This is a genomic window from Sphingomonas sp. ABOLE, from assembly GCF_003950455.1.
GTDB classification, from domain to species: Bacteria; Pseudomonadota; Alphaproteobacteria; order Sphingomonadales; family Sphingomonadaceae; genus Sphingomonas; species Sphingomonas trueperi.
Genome location: NZ_QQWY01000014.1, coordinates 64,070 through 85,029, shown reverse-complemented (window position 1 = coordinate 85,029; position 20,960 = coordinate 64,070). Strand labels below are relative to the sequence as shown.

Below are 20,960 nucleotides of genomic sequence, written 5' to 3'. Positions count from 1 at the left end.
CCGACCTGGCCATAGAGACCTGTGTTCTCATCATCATCAGGATGCGGGCAGTTAGCATGTGCAACATGCCCTATCAACAAGCGTGTCCAGGGCGGCTAGACGCATCAGCGCCCTGCCCGTTCCAAGACGCCCCAAGATAGTCAACGCGCCGCGCCGAACAAGGCGTCGCCCTCGCCGCGAGTCGGCACGTCGCGCAGCACGAAGCTGCTGTTGATCGTCACCACCCCCGGCAATCGGCCGAGATGCTCGCGGTGCAGCCGCTCGTAATCGTCGAGGTCGCGGCACAGGATCTTGAGACGATAGTCCTGGTTGCCGGAGACCAGCGCGCATTCCACCACGCCGTCGATCCGCCCCACCGCCAGCTCGAACTGGGCAAGGTCTTCCTTGACCTGCGTGCCGAGGGTGATGTCGACCAGCGCAGTCACGCGAAAGCCGAGCCGGCGGTGGCCGAGCCGGGCACCGTAGCCGCGAATCAGGCCGTCCGCCTCCAGCCCCTGGATGCGCCGCGTGCAGGCGGATTGCGACAGCCCCACCGCCGCCGCGACCTGGCTGACGGGCGCGCGTGCATCTGCGGCCAGCAGCTTGAGGATTGCCGTATCGATTCGATCCATTGCGCATGGATTACGCGAAAAAATCGAAAATGCGCAACTTTCATGCGCAATCAGGGGATTTGGCAGACGCGTTTTGCAGGGACTTGCGGTCGGGCGTCGCGATATAAAGCGCCACCTGAACTTAGGAGAGTTTCCATGCGCATCGGCGTTCCCAAGGAAATCAAGAATCACGAATATCGCGTCGGCCTGACCCCCGCCTCGGTGGCAGAGCTGGTCCATGCCGGCCACAGCGTGCTGGTCGAGACCAAGGCCGGCATGGGCATCGATTTCGACGATGCCGCCTACACTTCGGTCGGCGCCCAGATCGCGCCCGACGCGAAGACCGTGTTCGCCCAGTCGGACATGATCGTGAAGGTGAAGGAGCCGCAACCGCAGGAAATCGCGCTGCTCGAGCCGCGCCACCTGCTGTTCACCTATCTCCACCTCGCCGCCGACAAGCCGCAGGCCGAAGGCCTGATGGCGTCGGGTGCCACCTGCATCGCCTATGAGACGGTGACCTCGAACTCGGGGGCCCTCCCCCTGCTCAAGCCGATGAGCGAAGTCGCAGGCCGCATGTCGGTCCAGGTCGCCTCGCACTATCTCGAGAAGGAACAGGGCGGCCGCGGCGAGCTGCTCGGCGGCGTGCCTGGCGTGGCACCGTGCAAGGTCGCAATCCTCGGCGGCGGCGTCTCCGGCATCAACGCCGCGCAGATGGCGACCGGCCAGCGCGCCGACGTGACGATCTACGACATCAACAACGAGCGCCTCGCCGAGCTCGACATGCACTTCGGCAGCCAGATCAAGACCGCCTATGCCAGCAAGGCCGCGATCGCCGAGGCAGTCCGCACCTCGCAAGTGGTGATCGGCGCGGTGCTGGTGCCGGGTGCGGCAGCGCCGAAGCTCGTCACCCGCGATATGCTCAAGACGATGATGCGCGGCTCGGTGCTGGTCGACATCGCTATCGACCAGGGCGGCTGCTTCGAGACCAGCCGAGCGACCACGCACGACGATCCCGTGTTCGAGATCGACGGCGTGATCCATTATTGCGTGGCGAACATGCCGGGCGCGGTAGCCCGCACCTCGGCCTTCGCGCTCAACAACGCGACTTTGCCCTTCGTGCTGAAGCTGGCCAACCAGGGTGCCGAAGCCGCCATGAAGGCCGACCGCCACCTTGCCAACGGCCTCAACGTCTCGGGCGGCAAGATCCGCCACCAGGCGGTGGCCGACGCGCTCGACCTGCCGTTCGAGGCCTGGGCGGGCTGATCGATGAGATCCCCGCTCGGACCTGCGTTCGAGCGGGGACCGGCCTTCAGGCGGCGACGGCGCTGTTCTCGGGCAGGAACTCGAGCAGATTGCCCCGCTGCACGCGCGGCGAGCGCAGGCGCGGATCGGCCATGGCCGCGAGGAAGGCCTGGTGCTGCGGATGGTCCGGCAGGAACACGGCCTTGGCCGCGTATTCCGCCGGCGAGAAGGTGCCCCAATTGGCCACCTTGCCGAAATAGATGCTGGTCGCGTTCAGCGACCCCTCACCCATCTCGTGGAAATTCTCGGCCTGGACGGTGAAGCTCAGCGACAGCCGCTCGATCAGGCCCTGCTCGAGCAGGCCCGCCGCGAAGCGGAGATTCTGCTGCATCACCTCCCAGCGCGCGCCGCGGCGAAGCAGCTCGTGCGCGGCGGCGGAGGCGCCGTCGATGCTGATCTGCAGCGAGAACACGCGCTTGTGGAGCGCCGGGCACGCCATCTTGTTGCAGTGCCGACAGCTGCCGTCGCGTATGCTGGCGCAGCACTGGTGCGTGGAGCGTCCCAGCACATGCAGCTCAAGGAACGACTTGGCGCAGAAACGCCCTTCCAGCTTGTACCTGGGATTCTCCGGGTCGGCCATGCCGTGGACGAGGAACAGCGCGCCCTGCGCGAGGATCGAATTGTTCTGCAGCGTCGCGATGCGCGTCAGGCGGGAGATCGCGAGTTTCAATTGGCCTTCATGCGCTTCGCGCATCGCCAGCGGCACTTCCAAGGCAATCGCCACGCGCATGTCGAGCTGCACGCCGCCGCCGGCCGCCTTGGCATGGCTGTTGCGGACCACGCGCGAGAACATCGGCAGGGCTGACAGAAACTGCGGAAAGGCAGCTCAGGTTTCCGGGCGGTCGTCCGGCTTGAGGAGGTCCTCCAGCATGACCCACAGCATGTCTTCGGCCTGTACGTATGCGGCATGATCCGCTTCGTTTAGGCCGTCTTGCATGAAGTCGGCGGGCTTGCCGCGCTGGAGGTGCATTAGTCAGGCCCCTGTATCCGCTGGAACTCGAAGCACCGCCGACGAGCGATGCCAGTTCCAATAGAGAGAGGTAACGACTGGCTAGCGGGCGGGCGGCGGATTTGCCGGCAGCGCAGATCGCGCTGCCGCCGCAAGACCGGGGTCAAGCTTCAGCATCACTCCGACCATATCGTCGCGATAGCTTGCGGTTGGCGGGAGGAGGCGAAGCGCCTTGCCCCAGGCCTGGCGGGCGGCTTCCAGATCCCCGGCACGCGCCAGCGCGACGCCGCGATAGAAGGGCGGACCAGGATGGTTCGGCGCAAGCGTCTCGGCCTTGTCGAAAGCGTAGCGCGCCGCCGGGGAGAGCTGGTCGCCATCATGCTCGGAAAGGGCCAGGCCGAGCCCGGCCCATAGCCCGAGGTCGTTGGGCGCCTTGCGCACCGCCCCCAGCATCACCGTCGCGGCGAGCTGCGGCGCGCCGGCACGCGTCATCGCATCGGCGGCCATGAAATAGCTGTAATCGAAGTTGAACCGGCCGAAGAGCCCCTCGCGCGCCGCAATCAGGTCGGGGTCGAGCGGGCGCACGCTGGCGACGCCCTCCACCGGATGATCGGGCAGGCTCGGCTGCCCCTGCCAGGCATAGCCGGCGCCCGCCAGCATCACCGCCATCGCGGGCACCGTCCAGAAGCGCTTCGGAAAGCGAATGAGTAGCAATAGCGCGATTGCAAGCAGCGCGAAGCCGCCGAAGACCAGCCAGCCGATCATGCCGCCTTCCCCTTGAACAGCCGGCGTGCGATCAGCAGCCCGAGGGCGAGCAACGCCAGCGGGGCGATCCACAGCGGCGCGGTGATCCAGCTGAGCGGCGGGTCGTAGGTGACATAGTCGCCATAGCGTTCCATCAGCCATGTGCGGACCTGCGCCGGCCGCTCGCCCGCCGCGATCCGCTGGCGGACCAGCGCGCGCATCTCGCCCGCCATATCGGCGTCGCTATCGGCGATGCTCTGCCCTTGGCAGACGAGGCAGCGCAGCGTTTCCATCAGCGCCTTGGCCTGGGCTTCCTGGTCGGGATCGGGCAGCTGCGTATAGGCGAGCGGCGAGACGGGCAGCGTCGAGTCCGCCTGCGCCGCGCCGGCGAGCAACAGCGCGACGGGCAGCAGCCACCGCTTCACTTGGCCTTCTCCAGTGCGGCGAGCAGCTTGGGCACGTCTTCCGCCCGGACGTCCCCGATATGCTGGTCGACGATCACGCCGCGCGAGTCGATCACGAAGGTCTCCGGCACGCCCGAGGAGCCGAGCGACAATTGCGCGCGCATCGCGGCATCGTCCCCGATCCGCGCATAGGGGTCACCGTTGCGTGCGAGGAAGGCCTGCACCTCGGCGGGGCTGTCGCGCACCGCGATCGCATCGATCTGTACGCCCGCCTGCTTGAGCTTGAGCAGTTGCGGCGCCTCGGCAACACATGGAATGCACCAGCTGGCGAAGACGTTGAGCAGCCGCGGCGTGCCCTTGGGCCAGGCGGCGGTGTCGATGCCGGGCTTGCCCTGCACGATCGCGGGTAGCTGGAGCGTCGGCAACGGCTTTCCGACCATCGCGGAGCGGACGATGCGGTCGCTCGGCTCGATCAGCCCGTTCACCACCAGCGCGAAGACCAAAGCGAACAAGGCGAGCGGCAGCCAGATCAGCAGTTTCTTCATGCCCATTCCTCCCGCTCGCGTGCTTCTCGCCGGGCGCGGAGCACCCGGCCGAGCAGCGACAGGATGCCGCCCAGTGCGATCAGCCCCCCGCCTGCCCAGATCAGCGTGACGAAGGGCTTCCACCAGAGGCGGAGCTGCCACCGCCCCGCCCCGTCGGCCGCGCCGAGCACGGTGTAGACCTGCCCGTCCCACAGCGTGGCGATCGCGGCTTCGCTGGTGTTGGTCGGCGGATTGGGAAAGAAGCGCTGCTGGGGCACGAGCTCGAACGGCTCGGCGGCGCCCCGCTGCACCTGCAGCCGCGCCTCCAGCGCCGACCAGTTGGGGCCGACGGTGGGCCGTACCTCCGTCAGGGTCACCTTGAACGGGCCGACGGTGAGGTTATCGCCGACCGCCACGGCGGCCAGCCGCTCCTGCTTGAAGAGGGTATCCGCCGCCATGCCGGCCAGGCTCACCGCGATGCCGAGATGCGCGACGACCATGCCGTAGATCGGCAGCGGCGTGCGGCGCAGGTTGCGCTTCCACAGCGGCGCGATACTCGCGGCGGCCAGCCCGAAGGCGAGCGCCAGCACCAGCACCGCGATCGGCGAGGCGAAGCCCGTCATCGCGAAGAACAGCGCAAAGGCAACGCCGGTGATCGCCAGCGGAATGGTGACGCGGGAGAGTAGTGCCTGCGCCGAGTCCTTCCGCCAGCGCAGCAACGGCCCCGCCGCCGTGCCCGCGACCAGGAACAGCGCGATCGGCACCGCGGTCTTCTCGAAAAAGGGCGCACCGATCGACAGCTGGACGCCCATCGCCTGCGCGACCAGCGGGTAGAGCGTGCCGATCAGCACCACGCCTAGGATCACGCTGAGCAGAAGATTGTTCAGCACCAGCGCCGCCTCGCGGCTGACCAGCTGGAAGGTCGCGCCCTGCGTAACGGTGCCCACCCGCGCACCGAACAGCGCCAGCGCGCCGCCGATATACAGGCCGAGCAGGGCGAGCAGGAAAGTGCCCCGCGTCGGATCGACGGCAAAGGAATGGACGCTCACCAGGATGCCCGAGCGGACCAGGAAGGTCCCGACCATCGACATCGAGAAAGCGACGACGGCGAGCATCAGCGTCCAGGCGCGCAGGCCATCGCGAGTCGCCAGCACGTTGACCGAGTGGAGCAGCGCCGTCGCCGCTAGCCACGGCATCAGCGAGGCATTCTCCACCGGATCCCAGAACCACCAGCCGCCCCAGCCGAGTTCATAATAGGCCCAGTAGCTGCCCGCGGTGATGCCAATCGTCAGGAAGATCCACGCGGCGAGCACCCAGGGCCGCATCGCCTTGGCAAAGGCCGGGCCGACATCGCGCATCAGCAGCGCGGCGACCGCGAAGCTGAACGCGACCGAGAGCCCGACATAGCCGAGATAGAGCGTCGGCGGGTGGAAAGCGAGACCGGGGTCCTGCAGCAGCGGGTTGAGCCCCTGCCCGTCCGCCGGCGCGGGGTTCAACCGCGCAAAGGGATTCGAGGCGAAGGCGAGGAAGGCGTAGAAGCCGATCGCGATCGCCGCCTGTGCGGCAAGCGTCGCGGAAAGGGTCTCGGCCACCAGCCGCCGCTCGAACAGCGCGACGCCCGCCCCGGCGACCGCGAGCACGGTCACCCAGAGCAGCATCGAGCCTTCATGGTTCCCCCAGGCACCGGCGATCTTGTACAGCATCGGCTTCTGCGAATGGCTGTTCTCCGCCACCAGCAGCACGGACATGTCCGAGGTGACGAACAGCCAGATCAGGATCAGGAAGGCCAGCAGCGCGAACAGCGCCTGGACCAGCGCGATCTTGCGCACGCCGGGCAGCATCGCCGCCGGATCGGTCGCGCGCGCAGCCGCGGCGCCCAGCAGCAGCTGCGCAATGGCAAAGGCGGTGGCGAGCCACAGCGCCGCAAGTCCCGCTTCGGCGATCATGGCTCCAGCGACTCGCTCTTGGGCATCTTCCCCGCCATCTGCGGCGGCATGTAGCGCTCGTCATGCTTGGCGAGCAGATTGTCGGCAGTGAAGCTGCCGTCGGGCTGGAACCGGCCCTCGGCGACCACGCCCGATCCTTCGCGGAACAGGTCCGGGGTCACGCCGCGGAAGCGCACCGGCACCACATCCTTGCCGTCGGTGACCTTGAAGGCGATCGACACGCCGTCCTTCGCGCGAACCAGCGAGCCCTTCTCGACCATGCCGCCCAGCCGCACCGCCTTGCCAAGCGGCAGCGGCTTGTCCGCCACGTCGCCGGGGGCATAGAAGAACGCCGCCTGGTCCTTGAGCGCGGAGAGCGCCAGCAGCGCCGCGCCGATGATGGCGGCGACCGCCAGCAGTGCCAGCGTCAGTCGTTGATGCTTTGCCTTCACGCGCGTTTCCCGAGCGCGTCCGCGGTCGCTTCCGCACGCCGCATCGCCCACCAGCTCACGGCAGCGAGACCGCCGGTGCCGAGCGCCACCACCAGATAGGCGACGGTCACGAACCACCAATGGTTCATTGCGCCGCCCTCCGCCGCAGCCGGGCCTCGACCTTTTGCCGGGCGAGCAGCGCGCGCATCCGCATCAGCACGATCGCGCCGAACAACAGGCTGAAGCCGGACAGCGTGAACCACAGCGGCCAGAGCATCGACGCATCGATGCTGCTGCGGGTGAGCCCGATGCTCTCCCCCTGGTGCAGCGTGTTCCACCACACCACCGAATAGCGAATGATAGGCAATAGCACCGTCCCCGCAACGCCGAACAGCGCCGCAATGCGTCCGTCGCCGCTCCGCTCGGCATCGGCGCGGGCGAGCGCGATCCAGGCGATATAGACGAAGAAAAGCAAGAGCATGCTGGTCAGGCGGCCGTCCCATTCCCACCAGGTGCCCCAGGTCGGCCGTCCCCAGATCGAGCCGGTGATCAGGCAGAGCGCGGCGAACACCGCCCCGACCGGCGCGATCGCGCGCGCGGCGACGATCGCCAGCGGGTGCCGCCAGATCAGATAGCTCAGGCACGCCAGCGCCAGGCTGCTCCACCCGCCCATGCCGAGCCAGGCGGTCGGCACATGGATGTAGAGGATGCGGACGCTGTCCTTCTGCAGATAGTCGGCGGGCGTCTGGGTGAGGCCGGCCCAGGCGCCGAACAGCGTCAGCGCCAGCCCGACCCCGAACAGGGCGGGCGTGAGCGGCCGGGCGATCTTGAGGAAGCGCGCCGGGTTGGCGAGGGCGTGTAGCGTCGGCACGGCGCTGGAGTAGCCGGGTTTCTCCCCCGATTCCAAGCAGCGATTGCACGTCCCCGCCCCTCCTTGCGCATAGGGTTGCAACGCCGTGCAGGTTCCGCTACCCGAGCCGCGTCATCTGGGGAGTAGCCAGCCGGTGCCGCGCGCACCGGGCGCTTGCGTCAACATACTTGGTCGAGAGGCCATGGCGCAGGCGGAGCCGCAAGGCTCGGGCGAGACCAATGGCGTCGCATCTCCGCTCGTGCCGGGCGGGGAGATGCGATGTCGTTGGATTCGCATCCGCCCGGCCCCGGAGACTTTCTTGGAAGCCCTGCTCACCTCCACCGCGGTGGTCGCGCTCGCCGAAATCGGTGACAAGACCCAACTGCTGGCGATCCTGCTCGCGACCCGCTTCAAGAAGCCGGTGCCGATCATCTGCGGCATCTTCGGCGCGACCATCGCCAACCACTTTCTTGCCGCGCTGGTGGGTGCCGAGGTCGCAGGACTGCTGGACAGCATCTGGTTCCGCTATGCGATCGCCGCCTCGTTCGTCGCGATGGGCCTGTGGACGCTGATCCCGGACAAGCTCGACGAAGACGAGGCGCCCAAGCCCGCGCGGTTCGGCGCGTTCGTCACCACCGCGATCGCGTTCTTCCTGGTCGAAATGGGCGACAAGACCCAGGTCGCCACGGTGGCGCTCGGCGCGCGCTTCCATGCGGTGCTGCCGGTGACGGCGGGGACGACGCTGGGGATGATGCTCGCCAATGTGCCGGCAGTGTTCCTCGGCAAGGCAGTGATCGACCGCGTGCCGCTGACCACCGTGCATCGCATCGCCGCGCTGCTGTTCGTCGCGATCGGCCTGTGGCTCGCGGCGCAGACGGCGGGGTGGTTGTGAGAGCGTAATCCTCCTCTGCGCATGCAGGGGAGGGGGACCGCGCGGCGCAAGCCGCGTGGTGGAGGGGCCGCCGCGGCACGCGGCGGTTGCCCGGAACGCAAAAGACCGCGCCTCGCGGCGCGGCCCTCCACCATGCTGGGCATGGTACGCCTCCCCGCCCAGGGAGGATCTCAAAGGGATTACCGCCCGATCAGGCGCTGGGCGATTCGGTCGGCGACCTCACTCGACGGATCGCCGGTCGCTTCGCTCTCGTCCCACACCTGGTTCAGGCGCACCGGGATCTTCTCGACCCGCGCATCGACCTCGGAACGATCGCCCTGCCCCAGATATTCGAGCGCGACGTTGATGATGCCGCCCGCGTTGATCACATAGTCCGGCGCGTAGACGATACCGCGCGCGTGCAGGCGATGCCCGTCCTCGCGCGTGGCGAGCTGATTGTTCGCGCCGCCCGCGACGACGCGCACCTTCAGCGCTTCGATCGACGGTTCGGTGAGGATCGCCCCCAGCGCACAGGGGCTGAGAATGTCGGCTTCGTGCGTCAGGATCGCATCGGCATCGATCGCCTCTGCGCCCAGCTCCGCGGCCAGCGCCTTGGCGCGGTCGCTGTGCACGTCGGCCAGGGTCAGCTTGGCGCCGTCCGCCGCCAGCAGCCGGGCCAGCCCGCCGCCGACCGAGCCGACGCCCTGGATCGCGACGCGCACGCCGGCCATCGAGTCGACGCCCAGGCCACGCTTCGCCGCCGCCTTGACGCCGAGATAGACGCCGCGCGCCGTGACCGGCCCCGGATCGCCGCCCGCGCTGCCCGCCGCCACCGGCAGGCCGGAGACATGCTTGGTCTGGGTCGCGACGACCTTCATGCGGGCCTCGGACATGCCGACGTCCTCGGCGGTCACATAGCGGCCATGGAGCGACTCGACCGCGCGGCCGAACGCTTCCAGCTGCGCCTGGGTCACTTCCGCACCCGGCTTGTCCGCCAGGATCACGCCCTTGCCGCCGCCCATGGGGAGGTCGGCCATCGCGTTCTTGTAGCTCATCCCCCGCGAGAGGCGGAGCGCATCGGTGATCGCGGCGCGGTGATCGGCATAATGCCAGAAGCGCACGCCGCCCGCGGCGGCGCCCAGCGCGGTCGAGTGGACCGCGATGATCGCACTGAGGCCGGAAGCCCGATCCGAGAAGAGGTGAACGCCCTCGTGGTCGTCGAAATCGGGAAAGCCCCAGTCGGTGATCATGGATGGATCCGCGCTGTGATGAAGGGGGAAAATGGGGCGACCAACGGGGATCGAACCCGCAACCTCTGGTACCACAAACCAGCGCTCTAACCGATTGAGCTATGGTCGCCGTGAAGGAGTGCGCGCTTAGCGGGCTCCGAAGCGGAGCGCAAGATGATTACGCACCCTGCCCCCGGGAAATTTTCACTGCCTCCTCCGGCGTCGTTACCCCGGTGCGGGCGAGATGGCGTGCGGCAGAGCCCAGATTGGGCGTGCTGATAAACGCATGGCGCGCGAGAATTGCCGCATCGCCACCGTCATTGACCAAGCGCCGGATCGTCGCGTCGCCACGAATCGATTCGAAGACGCCGGTCTGCCCGGCGAAGCCGGTGCCCCCGCACACCACGCACCCGCCCGCGGTATAGACGATCGAGCCGGGATCGAAGCCGAGCAGCGCAGAGACCGAACCGGTCGCCTGCACCGGCTCGCGGCATTCGGGACACAGCCGCCGCACCAGCCGCTGCGCCATCACCAGGCTGAGCGCCGAGGCGAGATGGAAGGCCTCCACGCGCCAGCTGCGCATCTGCTGGATCGCCGCCACCGAATCCTGCGCGTCGATGCCCGCCAGCACCAGGCGCCCCGCCTGGGTGGCCTGCATCGCCGCCGCCGCTGCAGCGCGATCCTCCAGCGAGTCGACCATGAGGATGTCGAGATCCTGCTCGATGCCCGCACGCAGCGTCTCCGCCGGGACGACGGTCGACGCGTCCGCTCGGGTCACGCCCAGCATGTCGGGCATCGCGCCGCTCGCCACCGCCAGCGCAGGACGGGTGCGCGAGGCAGCGAGCCCCAGCAGCGCCTGCAACGTCGTGCTGCGGCCATGCCCCGTCGGCGCCGCCACCAGCACCAGGCCCGCCCGCGCCAGGACCGTGCGTGCATGGTTGGCCAGCGCCGCGCTCATCCCCAACGCCTCGAGCTCGCGGTGCCCGGCCTGGCGGGGTGCACGCTGCACCACCACCCGTTGCCCGTGCACCACCGGCAGCACGAAGATGTCGAGCACCTCCCCTTCCCACCGCATCTCGCCGCGCTGCGGCCGCCCTTGTTCCGGCGAGAGTCGGGCTGCGGCGGCGATCTGCCCGATCAGCGCATCGCCGTCGGCACGCGCCAGTTCGCGAAAGGGGTGCAGCAGCCCAGAGACGCGAAACGCGATTTCGACACCCCTGGCACCGGGCTCGACATGGAGATGGGAAGCCTCGAGCCGCGCCGCCTCGGCAAGCAGCGCCTCCAGTTGCGGTGCGGCGGGCGCTGCTCCGCCCGCCGCGGGATGCCGTTCGACGTCGATATGCACTGTCATCCCCCTGCTGGACGAGGCCCGGCTACGCAGGCTTTGTGACAATCGACCTGCACTTTTATGACAATCACGCGTCCGGCTGGCATGAAAGCACCCGCTTTGGCAAAAGCGCGATCATGCAGATGTCCTCTCTTCCCACGCTCGGCAGCGGCCATCCGTCCGAACCGGTCGTCGCGCGCATCCTTTCCTATCCGGGCGTCCAGAAGGTGCCGAGCCCGAAGGTGACGCTGTTCATGGTGCGCAACTTCCTCGACCCCGCAGATTGTGCCGCGCTGGTGGCCCGGATCGACGAGAAGCGCCGCCCCTCCACCCTCGCCAATGCCGGCGACGATTATGCCTTCCGCACCAGCGAGACCTGCGACCTTGCCGCCGAGGACCCGCTGGCGATCGACCTCAAGGCGCGCATCCTCGATTTCATCGGGCTCGATGGCGCGCATGCCGAGCCGATGCAGGGCCAGCGCTATGCGATCGGCCAGGAATTCAAGGCGCACACCGATTACTTTGATCCGGGTACCGCCGATTTCCACAAATTCTGCGCCGTCTCCGGCCAGCGGACCTGGACGGTGATGCTGTACCTCAACCATGTCGAGGCCGGCGGTGCCACCCGCTTCAAGGCGATCGACAAGATCGTCCAGCCCGAGCCCGGCAAGCTGCTCGCCTGGAACAATCTGCGCCCGGACGGCAGCGTCAATCCGGCGACCATCCACCATGCGATGAAGGTCCGCGCGGGCACCAAATATGTGATCACCCAGTGGTTCCGCGAGCGGCCCTGGGCCTGGTGAACGCGCGATGCGAAACGCCCGGAGGAAAATCCTCCGGGCGCTTCGATACTGAGCATGGCCGCGATCAGAAGGTCGTGCTGAGGCCGATGCTGAAGATGCGCCCCTGGATATAGCGGTTGGCGTAAACGATCTTGCCGCTGTCGAAGGTCTGGCGCTCGTTGAAGCGCGTGCGAGTGAGGTTGCGCGCCTCCAGCTTCAGTTCGAACTGTGCCCCGCGAATCTCGAAGCCCTGCCGCCCGACGATGTCGAAGCGCACGCCCGGCCGCTCGATCACGTCCGGCTGGAAGCCGGTGCCGGACAGGTTGGACGGACCGCGATTGGTCACGCGGTCGCTCGCATAGTTGAACAGGAAGGTGAGCTGCGACAGCCGGCTTGTATCCTCCAGGCTCAGCTGCAGGTTCACCAGGTGATCGGACTGGCCGGTCAGCGGTGCACCGTCGCGGAACTGCAGCGACGCGGGACCGAACCCGGCCTGGCAGGTGCCGATCGTTTGATTGAGAACGTTGGGCGCGCAGCTGTCGTCCGCGGTGATCTCTGAATGCGTATAGGTGTAGTTGGCGATCGCGGTGAGCCGGCGCGTCGCGAAGAAGGCGCCGTTCAGGCCGTCGAGCGGGATGTACTTCTGCACCTCGACTTCGCCGCCGTACAGCGTCGCCTTGGGCAGGTTGGTGAAGCCGGTCTGCAGCCGGTCGTCCGAGCCGGTGTAGAAGCCGACCTGCTCGATCGGGTTGCGGATCCGCTTGTAGAAGCCGGCCAGCGTGAAGCGCTGCTCGCGTGCGAAGAACCACTCGTAGCGCGCCTCAAAATTCTGGAGCGTCGAGTCACGTAGCAGCGGGTTGCCGAAGAACAGGCGATCCGAGTCCGGGTCGCGGAACTGCTGCGGCGCCAGCTCGCGGAACTGCGGGCGCGAGATCGTCTTCGCATAGCTGCCGCGCAGCTGCATGTCGGGCGCGAAGTTCCAGGTGAGCGTCACCGCCGGCAGCCAATAGTCGTTGTCCAGCCGCGTCGACGGGCTGTCGACCGGCGTGACGAACTGCTTGCCCTTCTCGTAGCGGACGCCGCCGACCACCCGGAGGCCGTCGATCGCATCGGTTTCGGCCTGGAGATAGCCGGCATGGATGCGCAAGCCTGCGTCATAGGCATAGGCGCCCAGCGGCGTGTTGAACTGCAGCTGGATCGTGCACGCGCCGGTGCCCTGCTGCGGGCAGGCGTTGTTCACCACGTCCGGGCTCAGCAGATAGTCGGGGCGCAGCAGATTGTACGGATAGCCGGGCGCAGTGCCGCCGCCGACGCTGGTCTGGTAATTGAACTGCAGGCGGCGCGAGAAGCGCTGGGTGTCCGAATAGTAATAGCCGGTCGACAGCGTCAGCGGAACCGCATCGGGCCTGTAGGAAAGGTCGCCTTGGCCCGTCCACAGATTCTCGTTGAGGTCCGAGAAGATGATCGAGGCGAAGGGCGAGAAGCGCTGGGTCACCTGATAGGCGCCGTTGCACTGGAAACCGGTCGCACCATTGCCGCCGTCATAGGAAATAGTCTGGCCGGTGGTGGTCGTCGCCGAGCAGAGATAGTCGAACTGGCGCTCATACGGCGCATTGCGCTTCGAATTGGCATAGGCGCCGCGCAGATCGAGCTTCACGCCGGTGAACGGGCGGAGCTCCGCCACGCCCTGCGTCTCGAACAGCTCGCGCTGGAACCAGTTGGTGTTCTGCTGGAAACGCAGGCCGCTGGCGTTATTGTACACTTCCGCCGCCGAGCCGCGGCCCTGCTTGAGCACGTCGCGGATATAGACGTTGGTCAGTCGGATGGTGTTCTCGCCAAAGGCATAGCCCAGGCCGAGCAGCCCGTTGGCGATCACGCGGTTATCGGTCAGCAGCGTGCGGAAATCGTTGCGCAGGTCGCCATTGGTGTTGACGCTGTCCTGCTGGGTGATCAGCCGCGTGCGCCAGGTGTTGCTGTAGCCGAGCGAGGCGACGATGCCGAGCTGGTCCGACCCCAGGTCGAGCGCGCCGCCGCCGCTGATCTCCGCCGACCAGTTCGCCGGCAGCTGCGCGTTGCGCTGGAGCAGCGTGGTCGACGCGTTGGAGAGCTGCAGCACCTGCTCGGCCGGGATGATGCCCGTGCCGTTGGGCGCATTGCGGATGAAATCGGGCACCGAACGGGTGCCGTCGTCAAAGCCCAGCCAGTCGTGCTTGCCGCCATAATAGGTGTAGCCGAGCTCGCTGGTGGTCGCGTCGTCGGCGGCGAGCGAACCGCCGAAGGTCAGGAAGTCCTTCTTCGGGATCGCCTTGGTGGTGAGGTTGATCACGCCGCCGCCGAATTCGCCCGGATAGTTGACCGAATAGGTCTTCTGCACGAGCGCCGAGCCGACGATCGTGGTCGGGAAAATGTCGAGCGGCACCGAACGGCGCAGCGGCTCGGGGCTCGGCAGGGGCGAGCCGTTGAGCAGCGACGAGGAATAGCGGTCGCCGAGGCCGCGGACATAGACGAAGCCGCCGCCGACCACGCTGAGGCCGGTGACGCGGCTGAGTGCGCCGGCGATGTCGCCCTCGCCGGTGCGGGCGATGTCCTCGGACGAGAGGACCGACACGACCTGCGGCGTCGCGCGGACGACGTTGGGAATGTAGCGACCGGTGACGACGATCTCCTGCGGCACCGATCCGTCGAAGCCCGGCGCGGAGACCTCGACGGGGGGCTGCGCATCCTGCGGCTCGGCCGTGTCCTGCGGGTTGGCCGCAGGGGCTGCCGGCGTCGGTGCGGGCGCAGCAGCGCTCTGGGCGAGCGCCGCCGCCGGCACGAGCTGGGACGTCAGAAGAAGAAGCGTGGCATAGGCGTGGCGTCGCTGCATGGCCGTGTCATCCAGTCTTAGAAGTACGTGCGATGCCGGGGTGGCGGCGAGCACCACCCCGGCTCGGGTTCGCGTGGGCGTGCGGCCTCAGCGGCCGTTGCAGGCGAAGAACACCGAGTTGAACACCGGCGGGCCCTGGTCCTGCAGCGCGTCGTTCTTGGCGCGGATCGTCGAGCGATCGGTCGCGCTGGTCTCGCCGGCGACGAGGTTGACGCAGGCGACGTTCGACGGCGTCTTCACGATGCCGTTGACGAAGGTCATGTCGGCACCGCCGCGCAGACGGATCGCCGCCGGCGCAAGCGCCGTCTGGATGAAGGTGAAGTTGGCGTAGCGACCCCAGGTCCGGGGCAGCAGGTCCTCGGCGTTGTTCGAGTCGATCTCGGTCGAGAAGGAGTCGGCGGTGGCGCCAGAAATTTTCTGCGCCGCGATCATGAACTGCATGAAACCGCGCCAGCCATTGTCGACGTCGAAGCCGTCGTCGTCCGCGCCGGTGACCGCGATGTACTTGATGTTCGCGGCGCCGCCGAAGATCTCGATGCCGTCATCGGCCGAATTGTGGCTCTGAATGTGGTCGAGCACGGTACCCGAGCCGACGCCGCCCAGGGTGAGGCCCTGCAGTTCGTTGCCGTCCGAGATGGCGATGCCCGAATAGCGGATCTGAACATAGGACATCTGGCCGCTGTTGTCGGCATCGTCGGTGCCGCCGTAGAAGCGGCCGGTCACGCCTTCGATCGCGAGCTGACAGGGAGTCGGGTTGCTGCCGCCGGTGCCAGAGGCGCAGACCGCGGTACGCGCGCGGCCGAGCAGAATGATGCCGCCCCACTGGCCCTGGGTCGCGTCGCTGACGCCGTTGCTGGTGAGGTTCTGCTGCGAGGTGAAGATGATCGGCGCCTCACGGGTGCCGACCGCCTGGATCTTCGAGCCGCGGTTGACGAGCAGAAGGTCGTTGGTGGACTCGCTCGAATCCGCGGCAATGACGACGCCTGGCTCGATCGTCAGCGTGACACCGGCGGCGCCGCTTGCGCCCAGATCGGTGCCGACTTCGGTCTGGCCGCGCAGGCGGTAGAACACGCCCGCGATCTTCGGCAGCGTCAGGCTGGTGGTGATCGCCGCGGGCAGGCGGCAGGCACGGAAGGTCTGGACCAGACCGTCATCGGTGGTGCCCGCCGGGCAGGCAGCAGCCGAACCGCCGGTGCCTACCGCAGGAACCGCCGTGCAGTTCGCGCCGGTGCCGCCGAAGTTGGCGCTCGTCGAGTTGCAGGTCCACTGCTGGAACGCCGTGTCGCTCGGACCATTCAGCGCGCCAACATAGTTGGTGCTGGTGAAGAAGCTGCCAAGCGACGACGGATCGAGCGCGGCCGTCAGCGACGTGGCAGTCGCCGGGAACAGTCCGGAAATGGCCGTGCTCAGGCCATTGACGTTATTATTGGTGCCAGCCTTCACCAGCGCGAGCTGCTCGTCGGCGGTGATGGAAATGCTGTTGACGGTGGTCACTGCCGCGAACTGCGCGGCGGTGATATCCGCAACCGGCGCCGGAGTCGGCGTGGGCGTCGGCGTCGGGGTCGGCGCGACGATCACGACGCTGCCTGCCCCCGGCGATGCCACATTGTCCGCGCCGTTGCAGGCAGAGAGCGCCGCAGTGGCGGCTGTCGTCATGAACATTAGGCCGTAGCGCTTGAAGCTCGCCATCGCGCAATTTCTCCCGTCTTCGTTGTGAACCGGGCGCGCGGCGATGCGTGCGATGCCCCTCTTGCGCCCAAGCGGGGCACTAGACGGGGCAAATGACTCGATGATGCGGTTACAAAGACAAATTAAAGACGATAAAATTACAGTTTGAAGACACGCCTCGGCACGCTGATGCAAACGGGTAGGGGCACGACACAATCGTTCAATCGCAACGACTTTGGCGGACGCGCTCCCCCATCACGCTATCAAAGCCCGGCGGTGAGCACTACGCCGACGCACACCGCCAGCCCCGCGAGCGCCTGGCGAACGCTCAGCGCCTCCCGGAACAACCGGTGCCCGGCTACCGCGGCGATCGGCATCTCGACGACGCCGAGCGAGCGCACCGCCGCCGCCGGCGCTAGGTTGAGCGCGAAGAACCAGCCCGACGAGGCGAGCGCGCCGAACAGCCCCGCGCCGAGCGATCCCCGCCAACCGGCGATCACCGCCCGCAGCGCAGCCGAATCGCGCCACAGCAGGAAGGCGACCAGGCCGACGGTCTGCACCGCCTGCACCAGCGTGACGCTGGTCATCGCCGCGAAGAAGGGATGCGCCGGCTCCAGCGCCAGCCCCGCATGGCGGAAGCCGTTGAGCGCGAGCCCGAACAAAAGGCCGGAAAGCGTGCCGAACACCACGCCCGGCAGCAGCCGCCCCTCCCCGCCCACCTTGCGCGGCCAGACCAGCACTGCCAGCCCCGCGGTCGTCACTGCCACGCCCAGCCAGCCGAGCGGGCTCAGCGTGTCCCCGAAGACGAGCAGCCCCGCCAGCGCCGCCAGCGGGACCGAACTCTGCTGGAGCGCGGTACCGACCGCGAAGCCGGCATGGTGCATCGCCTGGAGCAGCGCCGCGGTGGCCAGCACCTGCGCCAGCGCGCCGAGCAGCGCCGGCCACCAGAAGGCCCAGCCGAGATGCGGGTGGAGATTGCCCGGACCCGCCACGGCGATGGCACCCAGCATCAGCGCGGTCGAGAAGGGCAGCCCGAACAGGAAGCGCACCAGCGTCGCGCCCCAAGGGCCGCTGGAGGCCATCATCCCGCGCTGGAAGGCGTTGCGCGCCACCTGGAAGGCCGCCGCCGCGACCGTCGCCCCTGCCCACAACATTGATCTCGCCTCCTTCCGCGCCCGCGCGCGGCAATCGACGAACCGGCCAATGGGCTATGCTGCCGCGCCTATCGCGGGCTGATGGGGCGAGCAACGAAAAAGCCCGCCGGACCTGGGGTCCGGCGGGCTTCTCTACCTGGTGGGCGCGGCTGGGATTGAACCAGCGACCCCTGCGGTGTGAACACAGTGCTCTACCACTGAGCTACGCGCCCATTGGCCTGTGGGTGGAACCCTGCGGCCGAAACGGGAAGCGGGCCTTTACGGTGCGGTTGGCGGTCTGTCCAGCCCCGTTTCGCACCCTGCCCGTAAATTTTTCGGTGCTTAGTTGACCGAATCCTTCAGCACCTTGCCCGGCTTGAACTTTGGCTGGTTCGACGCCTTGATGGTCATCTCCTCGCCGGTGCGCGGGTTGCGGCCGGTGGAGGCCTTGCGCTTGCTGACCGAGAAGGTGCCGAAGCCGACGAGGCGGACTTCGTCGCCCTTCTTGAGCGCGCCGGTGATCACGTCGAACACCGCTTCGACGGCCTTCACCGCGTCGCCCTTGGCCAGGCCCGATACGTCCGCGACCTGACCGATCAGCTCTTGCTTGTTCATGCTGGTGCAAACCCCCTGATATTGTGCGGGATACCGCGTTGATTGGATTGGATAGCCGAATGAGTCGCGGCGGCTGCGCTGGCGTGCGAGTCAGCACGGGCGAGCCGCCGGAGTCAAAGTCTTTCGGCGCGAATTGCGTCAGAAAAGTTACGTCATGTCAATGATGCAAAGCATCTCCGATCGCCGGCACGCCGGCGGGCGGCTGCGTAGCGAGTTCGTCCGCATCGGACCAGTCGATTGCGGTGAGCGGCTCGGTCAGCGCGAGGCGCAAAACCTCGTCGACGTGCGAAACTGGGACAATCTCCAGGCCTTCACGAATATTCGCAGGGATTTCGGCGAGGTCCTTCTCATTCTCCTCGGGGATCAGCACCATCTTGATGCCGCCGCGGAGCGCCGCGAGCAGCTTCTCCTTGAGCCCGCCGATCGGCAGCACGCGGCCACGCAGCGTCACTTCGCCGGTCATCGCCACATCCTTGCGCACCGCCACGCCGGTGAGGGTCGAGACGATCGAAGTGACCAGACCGATACCCGCCGACGGACCGTCCTTCGGCACCGCGCCTTCCGGCAGGTGGACGTGGATGTCCTTGCGCGCGAACAGGCTCGGCTTGATGCCGTAGCTCGGGCTGCGCGCGCGGACGAAGCTGAACGCGGCTTCCACCGATTCCTTCATCACGTCGCCCAGCTTTCCGGTCGTCTTGATCGCGCCCTTGCCGGGCACGGTGACGCTCTCGATGGTCAGCAGCTCGCCGCCCACCTCGGTCCAGGCGAGGCCGGTGACCGCACCGATCTGGTGCTCCTCCTCGCCCACCCCGAAGCGGTACTTCCTGACACCGGCATAGTCGGCAAGGTTCTCGGGCGTGATGGTGACCTGGGTCTCCTTGCCCTCGAGGATCTTGCGCAGGCTCTTGCGCGCGAGCTTGGCGATCTCGCGCTCCAGCGTCCGCACGCCCGCCTCGCGGGTGTAGTAGCGGATCAGGTCGCGCAGGCCCTCGTTGGTGAGGACGAACTCGCCGTCCTTCAGGCCATGCGCGTCGATCTGCTTGGCGACCAGGTGGCGCTCGGCGATCTCGACCTTCTCGTCCTCGGTATAGCCCTCCAGCCGGATGATCTCCATGCGGTCGAGCAGCGGCTGCGGCAGGTTGAGCGAGTTGGCCGTGCACACGAACATCACATCCGAAAGATCGATGTCGATCTCCAGATAATGGTCGTTGAACTTGCTGTTCTGCTCCGGATCCAGCACCTCGAGCAGCGCCGAGGCCGGATCGCCGCGGAAGTCCTGGCCGAGCTTGTCGATCTCGTCGAGCAGGAACAACGGGTTCGAGGTGCCGGCCTTCTTCAGGTTCGACACGATCTTGCCCGGCAGCGAGCCGATATAAGTCCGGCGATGGCCGCGGATCTCGGCCTCGTCGCGCACGCCGCCCAGCGACTGGCGGATGAACTCGCGGCCCGTGGCCTTGGCGATGCTCTTGCCCAGCGAGGTCTTGCCCACGCCCGGCGGCCCGACGAGGCACAGGATCGGCCCCTTCAGCTTGTTGGTGCGCGCCTGGACCGCGAGATATTCGACGATCCGGTCCTTCACCTTCTCCAGGGCATAGTGGTCCTGGTCGAGCACGCCCTGCGCCTCGGCGATGTCCTTCTTCAGCTTGGACTTCTTGCCCCAGGGCAGGCCCAGCAGCACGTCGAGATAATTGCGCACGACGGTGGCCTCGGCCGACATCGGCGCCATCGTCTTGAGCTTCTTCAGCTCGCCCTGCGCCTTGGCGCGCGCTTCCTTGGAGAGCTTGAGCGTGGCGATCTTCTGGGTGAGTTCGGCGACCTCGTCGCCCTCGCCCTCTTCGCCCTCATTGCCCAGCTCGCGCTGGATCGCCTTGAGCTGCTCATTGAGGTAATATTCGCGCTGCGTCTTCTCCATCTGGCGCTTGACGCGGCTGCGGATCTTCTTCTCGACCTGCAGCACGCCCAGCTCGCCTTCCATGAAGGCGAACACCATCTCAAGACGCTTCTGGGGATCATTCTCGACCAGCAGCGACTGCTTGTCGGCGACCTTCACCGAAATGTTGGCGGCGACCGCATCGGCCAGGCGCGACGGATCCTCCAGCTCGCCCAGCTGCACGGCGGTCTCGGCCGGCAGCTTGCGGTTGAGCTTGGCATAGTTCTCGAACTGCTCGACGACCGAGCGCATCAGCGCCTTGAGCTCGGCGCTCAGCTCGACAGCGGCATCCTCGAGCGACTCGTCCGCCTCGGTGACGGGCTCGACATGCGCGGTGAGATAGGCGCCGGTCTCCTCGATCCCGGTCAGGCTGCCGCGCTCCTTGCCGGCGACGAGCACGCGCACGGTGCCGTCGGGCAGCTTGAGCAACTGCAGCACTTCGGCGGAAACGCCGGTATCGTAGAGATCCTCGCGGCCGGGATCGTCCTCGGCCGGATCGAGCTGCGCGACGAGGAAGATCTCCTTGTCGGCAGCCATCGCCGCTTCCAGCGCCGCGACCGACTTATCACGGCCGACGAACAGCGGCACGATCATGTGCGGGAAGACGACGATGTCGCGAAGCGGCAGGACGGGATAGGACTGCTTCATGAAAACTCCGGGTCTGCCCCGAGGAGGGGCACCATAGACCTTATATATGGGGCCTGGAACGAGCGCATCAATCGCGTCGCCGCATTAACCCAGATTGCGGTGGAAAACTCCAGCCCTACCCCGCATTCTTACGCCTCTCGCCTCGCCGAACGGCAGCGCTATCATGCCCGCA

The 20,960-nt window shown here is 67.4% G+C and carries 20 protein-coding genes, 2 tRNA genes and 1 riboswitch; of the genes, 3 read left to right on the top strand and 19 right to left on the bottom strand.

Translation table 11 applies throughout. The features are described 5' to 3' along the window. Nucleotides 1–140: 140 nt before the first annotated feature. Nucleotides 141–611 carry an Lrp/AsnC family transcriptional regulator gene (locus CA234_RS10770; RefSeq protein ID WP_125976686.1) on the bottom strand — a complete coding sequence of 157 codons (471 nt, stop codon included), beginning with the start codon at nucleotides 609–611 and terminating at the stop codon, nucleotides 141–143. A gap of 135 nt (nucleotides 612–746) precedes the next feature. Between CA234_RS10770 and ald the strand changes: the two genes are divergently transcribed. Next, the gene (ald, locus tag CA234_RS10765) at nucleotides 747–1,853 is read left to right on the top strand and encodes an alanine dehydrogenase (RefSeq protein ID WP_125976685.1); all 1,107 of its coding nucleotides are present in this window, start codon (nucleotides 747–749) and stop codon (nucleotides 1,851–1,853) included. A gap of 46 nt (nucleotides 1,854–1,899) precedes the next feature. Here ald and CA234_RS10760 read toward each other — a convergent pair whose 3' ends face one another. From CA234_RS10760 to ccmC, 9 genes are all read right to left on the bottom strand, one after another. Beyond that, entirely contained in the window at nucleotides 1,900–2,685 is a 786-nt protein-coding gene (locus CA234_RS10760; protein WP_125976684.1) for a hypothetical protein, read from the bottom strand. Nucleotides 2,686–2,718: 33 nt separating this feature from the next. Beyond that, on the bottom strand, nucleotides 2,719–2,862 hold the full coding sequence (locus CA234_RS24340; protein WP_164521785.1) for a hypothetical protein: 144 nt from the start codon (nucleotides 2,860–2,862) through the stop codon (nucleotides 2,719–2,721). An 81-nt stretch (nucleotides 2,863–2,943) separates the two neighbouring features. Further along, nucleotides 2,944–3,606, bottom strand: coding sequence for a cytochrome c biogenesis factor-like protein (locus CA234_RS10755; RefSeq protein ID WP_164521784.1), 663 nt, complete (start codon nucleotides 3,604–3,606; stop codon nucleotides 2,944–2,946). Next, nucleotides 3,603–4,010 carry a cytochrome c-type biogenesis protein gene (locus CA234_RS10750; protein WP_125976683.1) on the bottom strand — a complete coding sequence of 136 codons (408 nt, stop codon included), beginning with the start codon at nucleotides 4,008–4,010 and terminating at the stop codon, nucleotides 3,603–3,605. Before CA234_RS10750 ends, CA234_RS10755 begins: the two co-directional genes overlap by 4 nt. Further along, on the bottom strand, nucleotides 4,007–4,534 hold the full coding sequence (locus CA234_RS10745; protein WP_125976682.1) for a redoxin family protein: 528 nt from the start codon (nucleotides 4,532–4,534) through the stop codon (nucleotides 4,007–4,009). The genes CA234_RS10750 and CA234_RS10745 overlap by 4 nt, the downstream gene beginning before the upstream one ends. Then, nucleotides 4,531–6,459, bottom strand: a complete 1,929-nt coding sequence (locus CA234_RS10740; protein WP_126001682.1) for a heme lyase CcmF/NrfE family subunit — start codon at nucleotides 6,457–6,459, stop codon at nucleotides 4,531–4,533. Before CA234_RS10740 ends, CA234_RS10745 begins: the two co-directional genes overlap by 4 nt. Then, on the bottom strand, nucleotides 6,456–6,890 hold the full coding sequence (gene ccmE, locus CA234_RS10735; protein WP_126001681.1) for a cytochrome c maturation protein CcmE: 435 nt from the start codon (nucleotides 6,888–6,890) through the stop codon (nucleotides 6,456–6,458). Before ccmE ends, CA234_RS10740 begins: the two co-directional genes overlap by 4 nt. Next, the gene (locus CA234_RS25190; RefSeq protein WP_277600111.1) at nucleotides 6,887–7,018 is read right to left on the bottom strand and encodes a hypothetical protein; all 132 of its coding nucleotides are present in this window, start codon (nucleotides 7,016–7,018) and stop codon (nucleotides 6,887–6,889) included. The genes ccmE and CA234_RS25190 overlap by 4 nt, the downstream gene beginning before the upstream one ends. Continuing rightward, nucleotides 7,015–7,740, bottom strand: coding sequence for a heme ABC transporter permease CcmC (gene ccmC, locus CA234_RS10730; protein ID WP_125976679.1), 726 nt, complete (start codon nucleotides 7,738–7,740; stop codon nucleotides 7,015–7,017). Before ccmC ends, CA234_RS25190 begins: the two co-directional genes overlap by 4 nt. Before the next feature lie 104 nt (nucleotides 7,741–7,844). Then, nucleotides 7,845–8,028: riboswitch (yybP-ykoY riboswitch) on the top strand. A gap of 10 nt (nucleotides 8,029–8,038) precedes the next feature. Here ccmC and CA234_RS10725 point away from each other — a divergent pair. Continuing rightward, nucleotides 8,039–8,611: a TMEM165/GDT1 family protein gene (locus CA234_RS10725; protein WP_125976678.1), complete on the top strand. Its 573-nt coding sequence runs from the start codon at nucleotides 8,039–8,041 to the stop codon at nucleotides 8,609–8,611. 179 nt (nucleotides 8,612–8,790) lie between these two features. Here CA234_RS10725 and CA234_RS10720 read toward each other — a convergent pair whose 3' ends face one another. The 3 genes from CA234_RS10720 to CA234_RS10710 all read right to left on the bottom strand — a co-directional run bounded on the left by CA234_RS10720 (nucleotide 8,791) and on the right by CA234_RS10710 (nucleotide 11,164). Then, a complete protein-coding gene (locus CA234_RS10720; protein WP_126001680.1) occupies nucleotides 8,791–9,840 on the bottom strand; it encodes a Glu/Leu/Phe/Val dehydrogenase dimerization domain-containing protein in 1,050 nt (349 codons plus the stop codon). A 32-nt stretch (nucleotides 9,841–9,872) separates the two neighbouring features. Continuing rightward, nucleotides 9,873–9,949, bottom strand: a tRNA-His gene (locus tag CA234_RS10715). A gap of 48 nt (nucleotides 9,950–9,997) precedes the next feature. Further along, nucleotides 9,998–11,164, bottom strand: a complete 1,167-nt coding sequence (locus CA234_RS10710) for an ATPase, T2SS/T4P/T4SS family (RefSeq protein WP_241213447.1) — start codon at nucleotides 11,162–11,164, stop codon at nucleotides 9,998–10,000. Between the two features lie 119 nt (nucleotides 11,165–11,283). On the opposite strand from CA234_RS10710, the gene CA234_RS10705 reads away from it, so the two are divergent. Further along, nucleotides 11,284–11,949, top strand: coding sequence for a 2OG-Fe(II) oxygenase (locus CA234_RS10705; protein ID WP_125976675.1), 666 nt, complete (start codon nucleotides 11,284–11,286; stop codon nucleotides 11,947–11,949). Between the two features lie 64 nt (nucleotides 11,950–12,013). Here the strand turns inward: CA234_RS10705 and CA234_RS10700 are convergent, their stop codons facing one another. The 6 genes from CA234_RS10700 to lon all read right to left on the bottom strand — a co-directional run bounded on the left by CA234_RS10700 (nucleotide 12,014) and on the right by lon (nucleotide 20,788). After that, nucleotides 12,014–14,794: a TonB-dependent receptor gene (locus CA234_RS10700; RefSeq protein WP_126001679.1), complete on the bottom strand. Its 2,781-nt coding sequence runs from the start codon at nucleotides 14,792–14,794 to the stop codon at nucleotides 12,014–12,016. Nucleotides 14,795–14,881: 87 nt separating this feature from the next. Continuing rightward, entirely contained in the window at nucleotides 14,882–16,483 is a 1,602-nt protein-coding gene (locus CA234_RS10695) for a hypothetical protein (protein ID WP_125976673.1), read from the bottom strand. 242 nt (nucleotides 16,484–16,725) lie between these two features. Next, a complete protein-coding gene (locus tag CA234_RS10690; RefSeq protein WP_125976672.1) occupies nucleotides 16,726–17,616 on the bottom strand; it encodes a DMT family transporter in 891 nt (296 codons plus the stop codon). A 137-nt stretch (nucleotides 17,617–17,753) separates the two neighbouring features. Beyond that, nucleotides 17,754–17,828, bottom strand: a tRNA-Val gene (locus CA234_RS10685). 109 nt (nucleotides 17,829–17,937) lie between these two features. Beyond that, nucleotides 17,938–18,210 carry an HU family DNA-binding protein gene (locus CA234_RS10680; protein WP_064311555.1) on the bottom strand — a complete coding sequence of 91 codons (273 nt, stop codon included), beginning with the start codon at nucleotides 18,208–18,210 and terminating at the stop codon, nucleotides 17,938–17,940. 157 nt (nucleotides 18,211–18,367) lie between these two features. Beyond that, entirely contained in the window at nucleotides 18,368–20,788 is a 2,421-nt protein-coding gene (gene lon / locus CA234_RS10675) for an endopeptidase La (protein ID WP_125976671.1), read from the bottom strand. Nucleotides 20,789–20,960 lie beyond the last annotated feature (172 nt).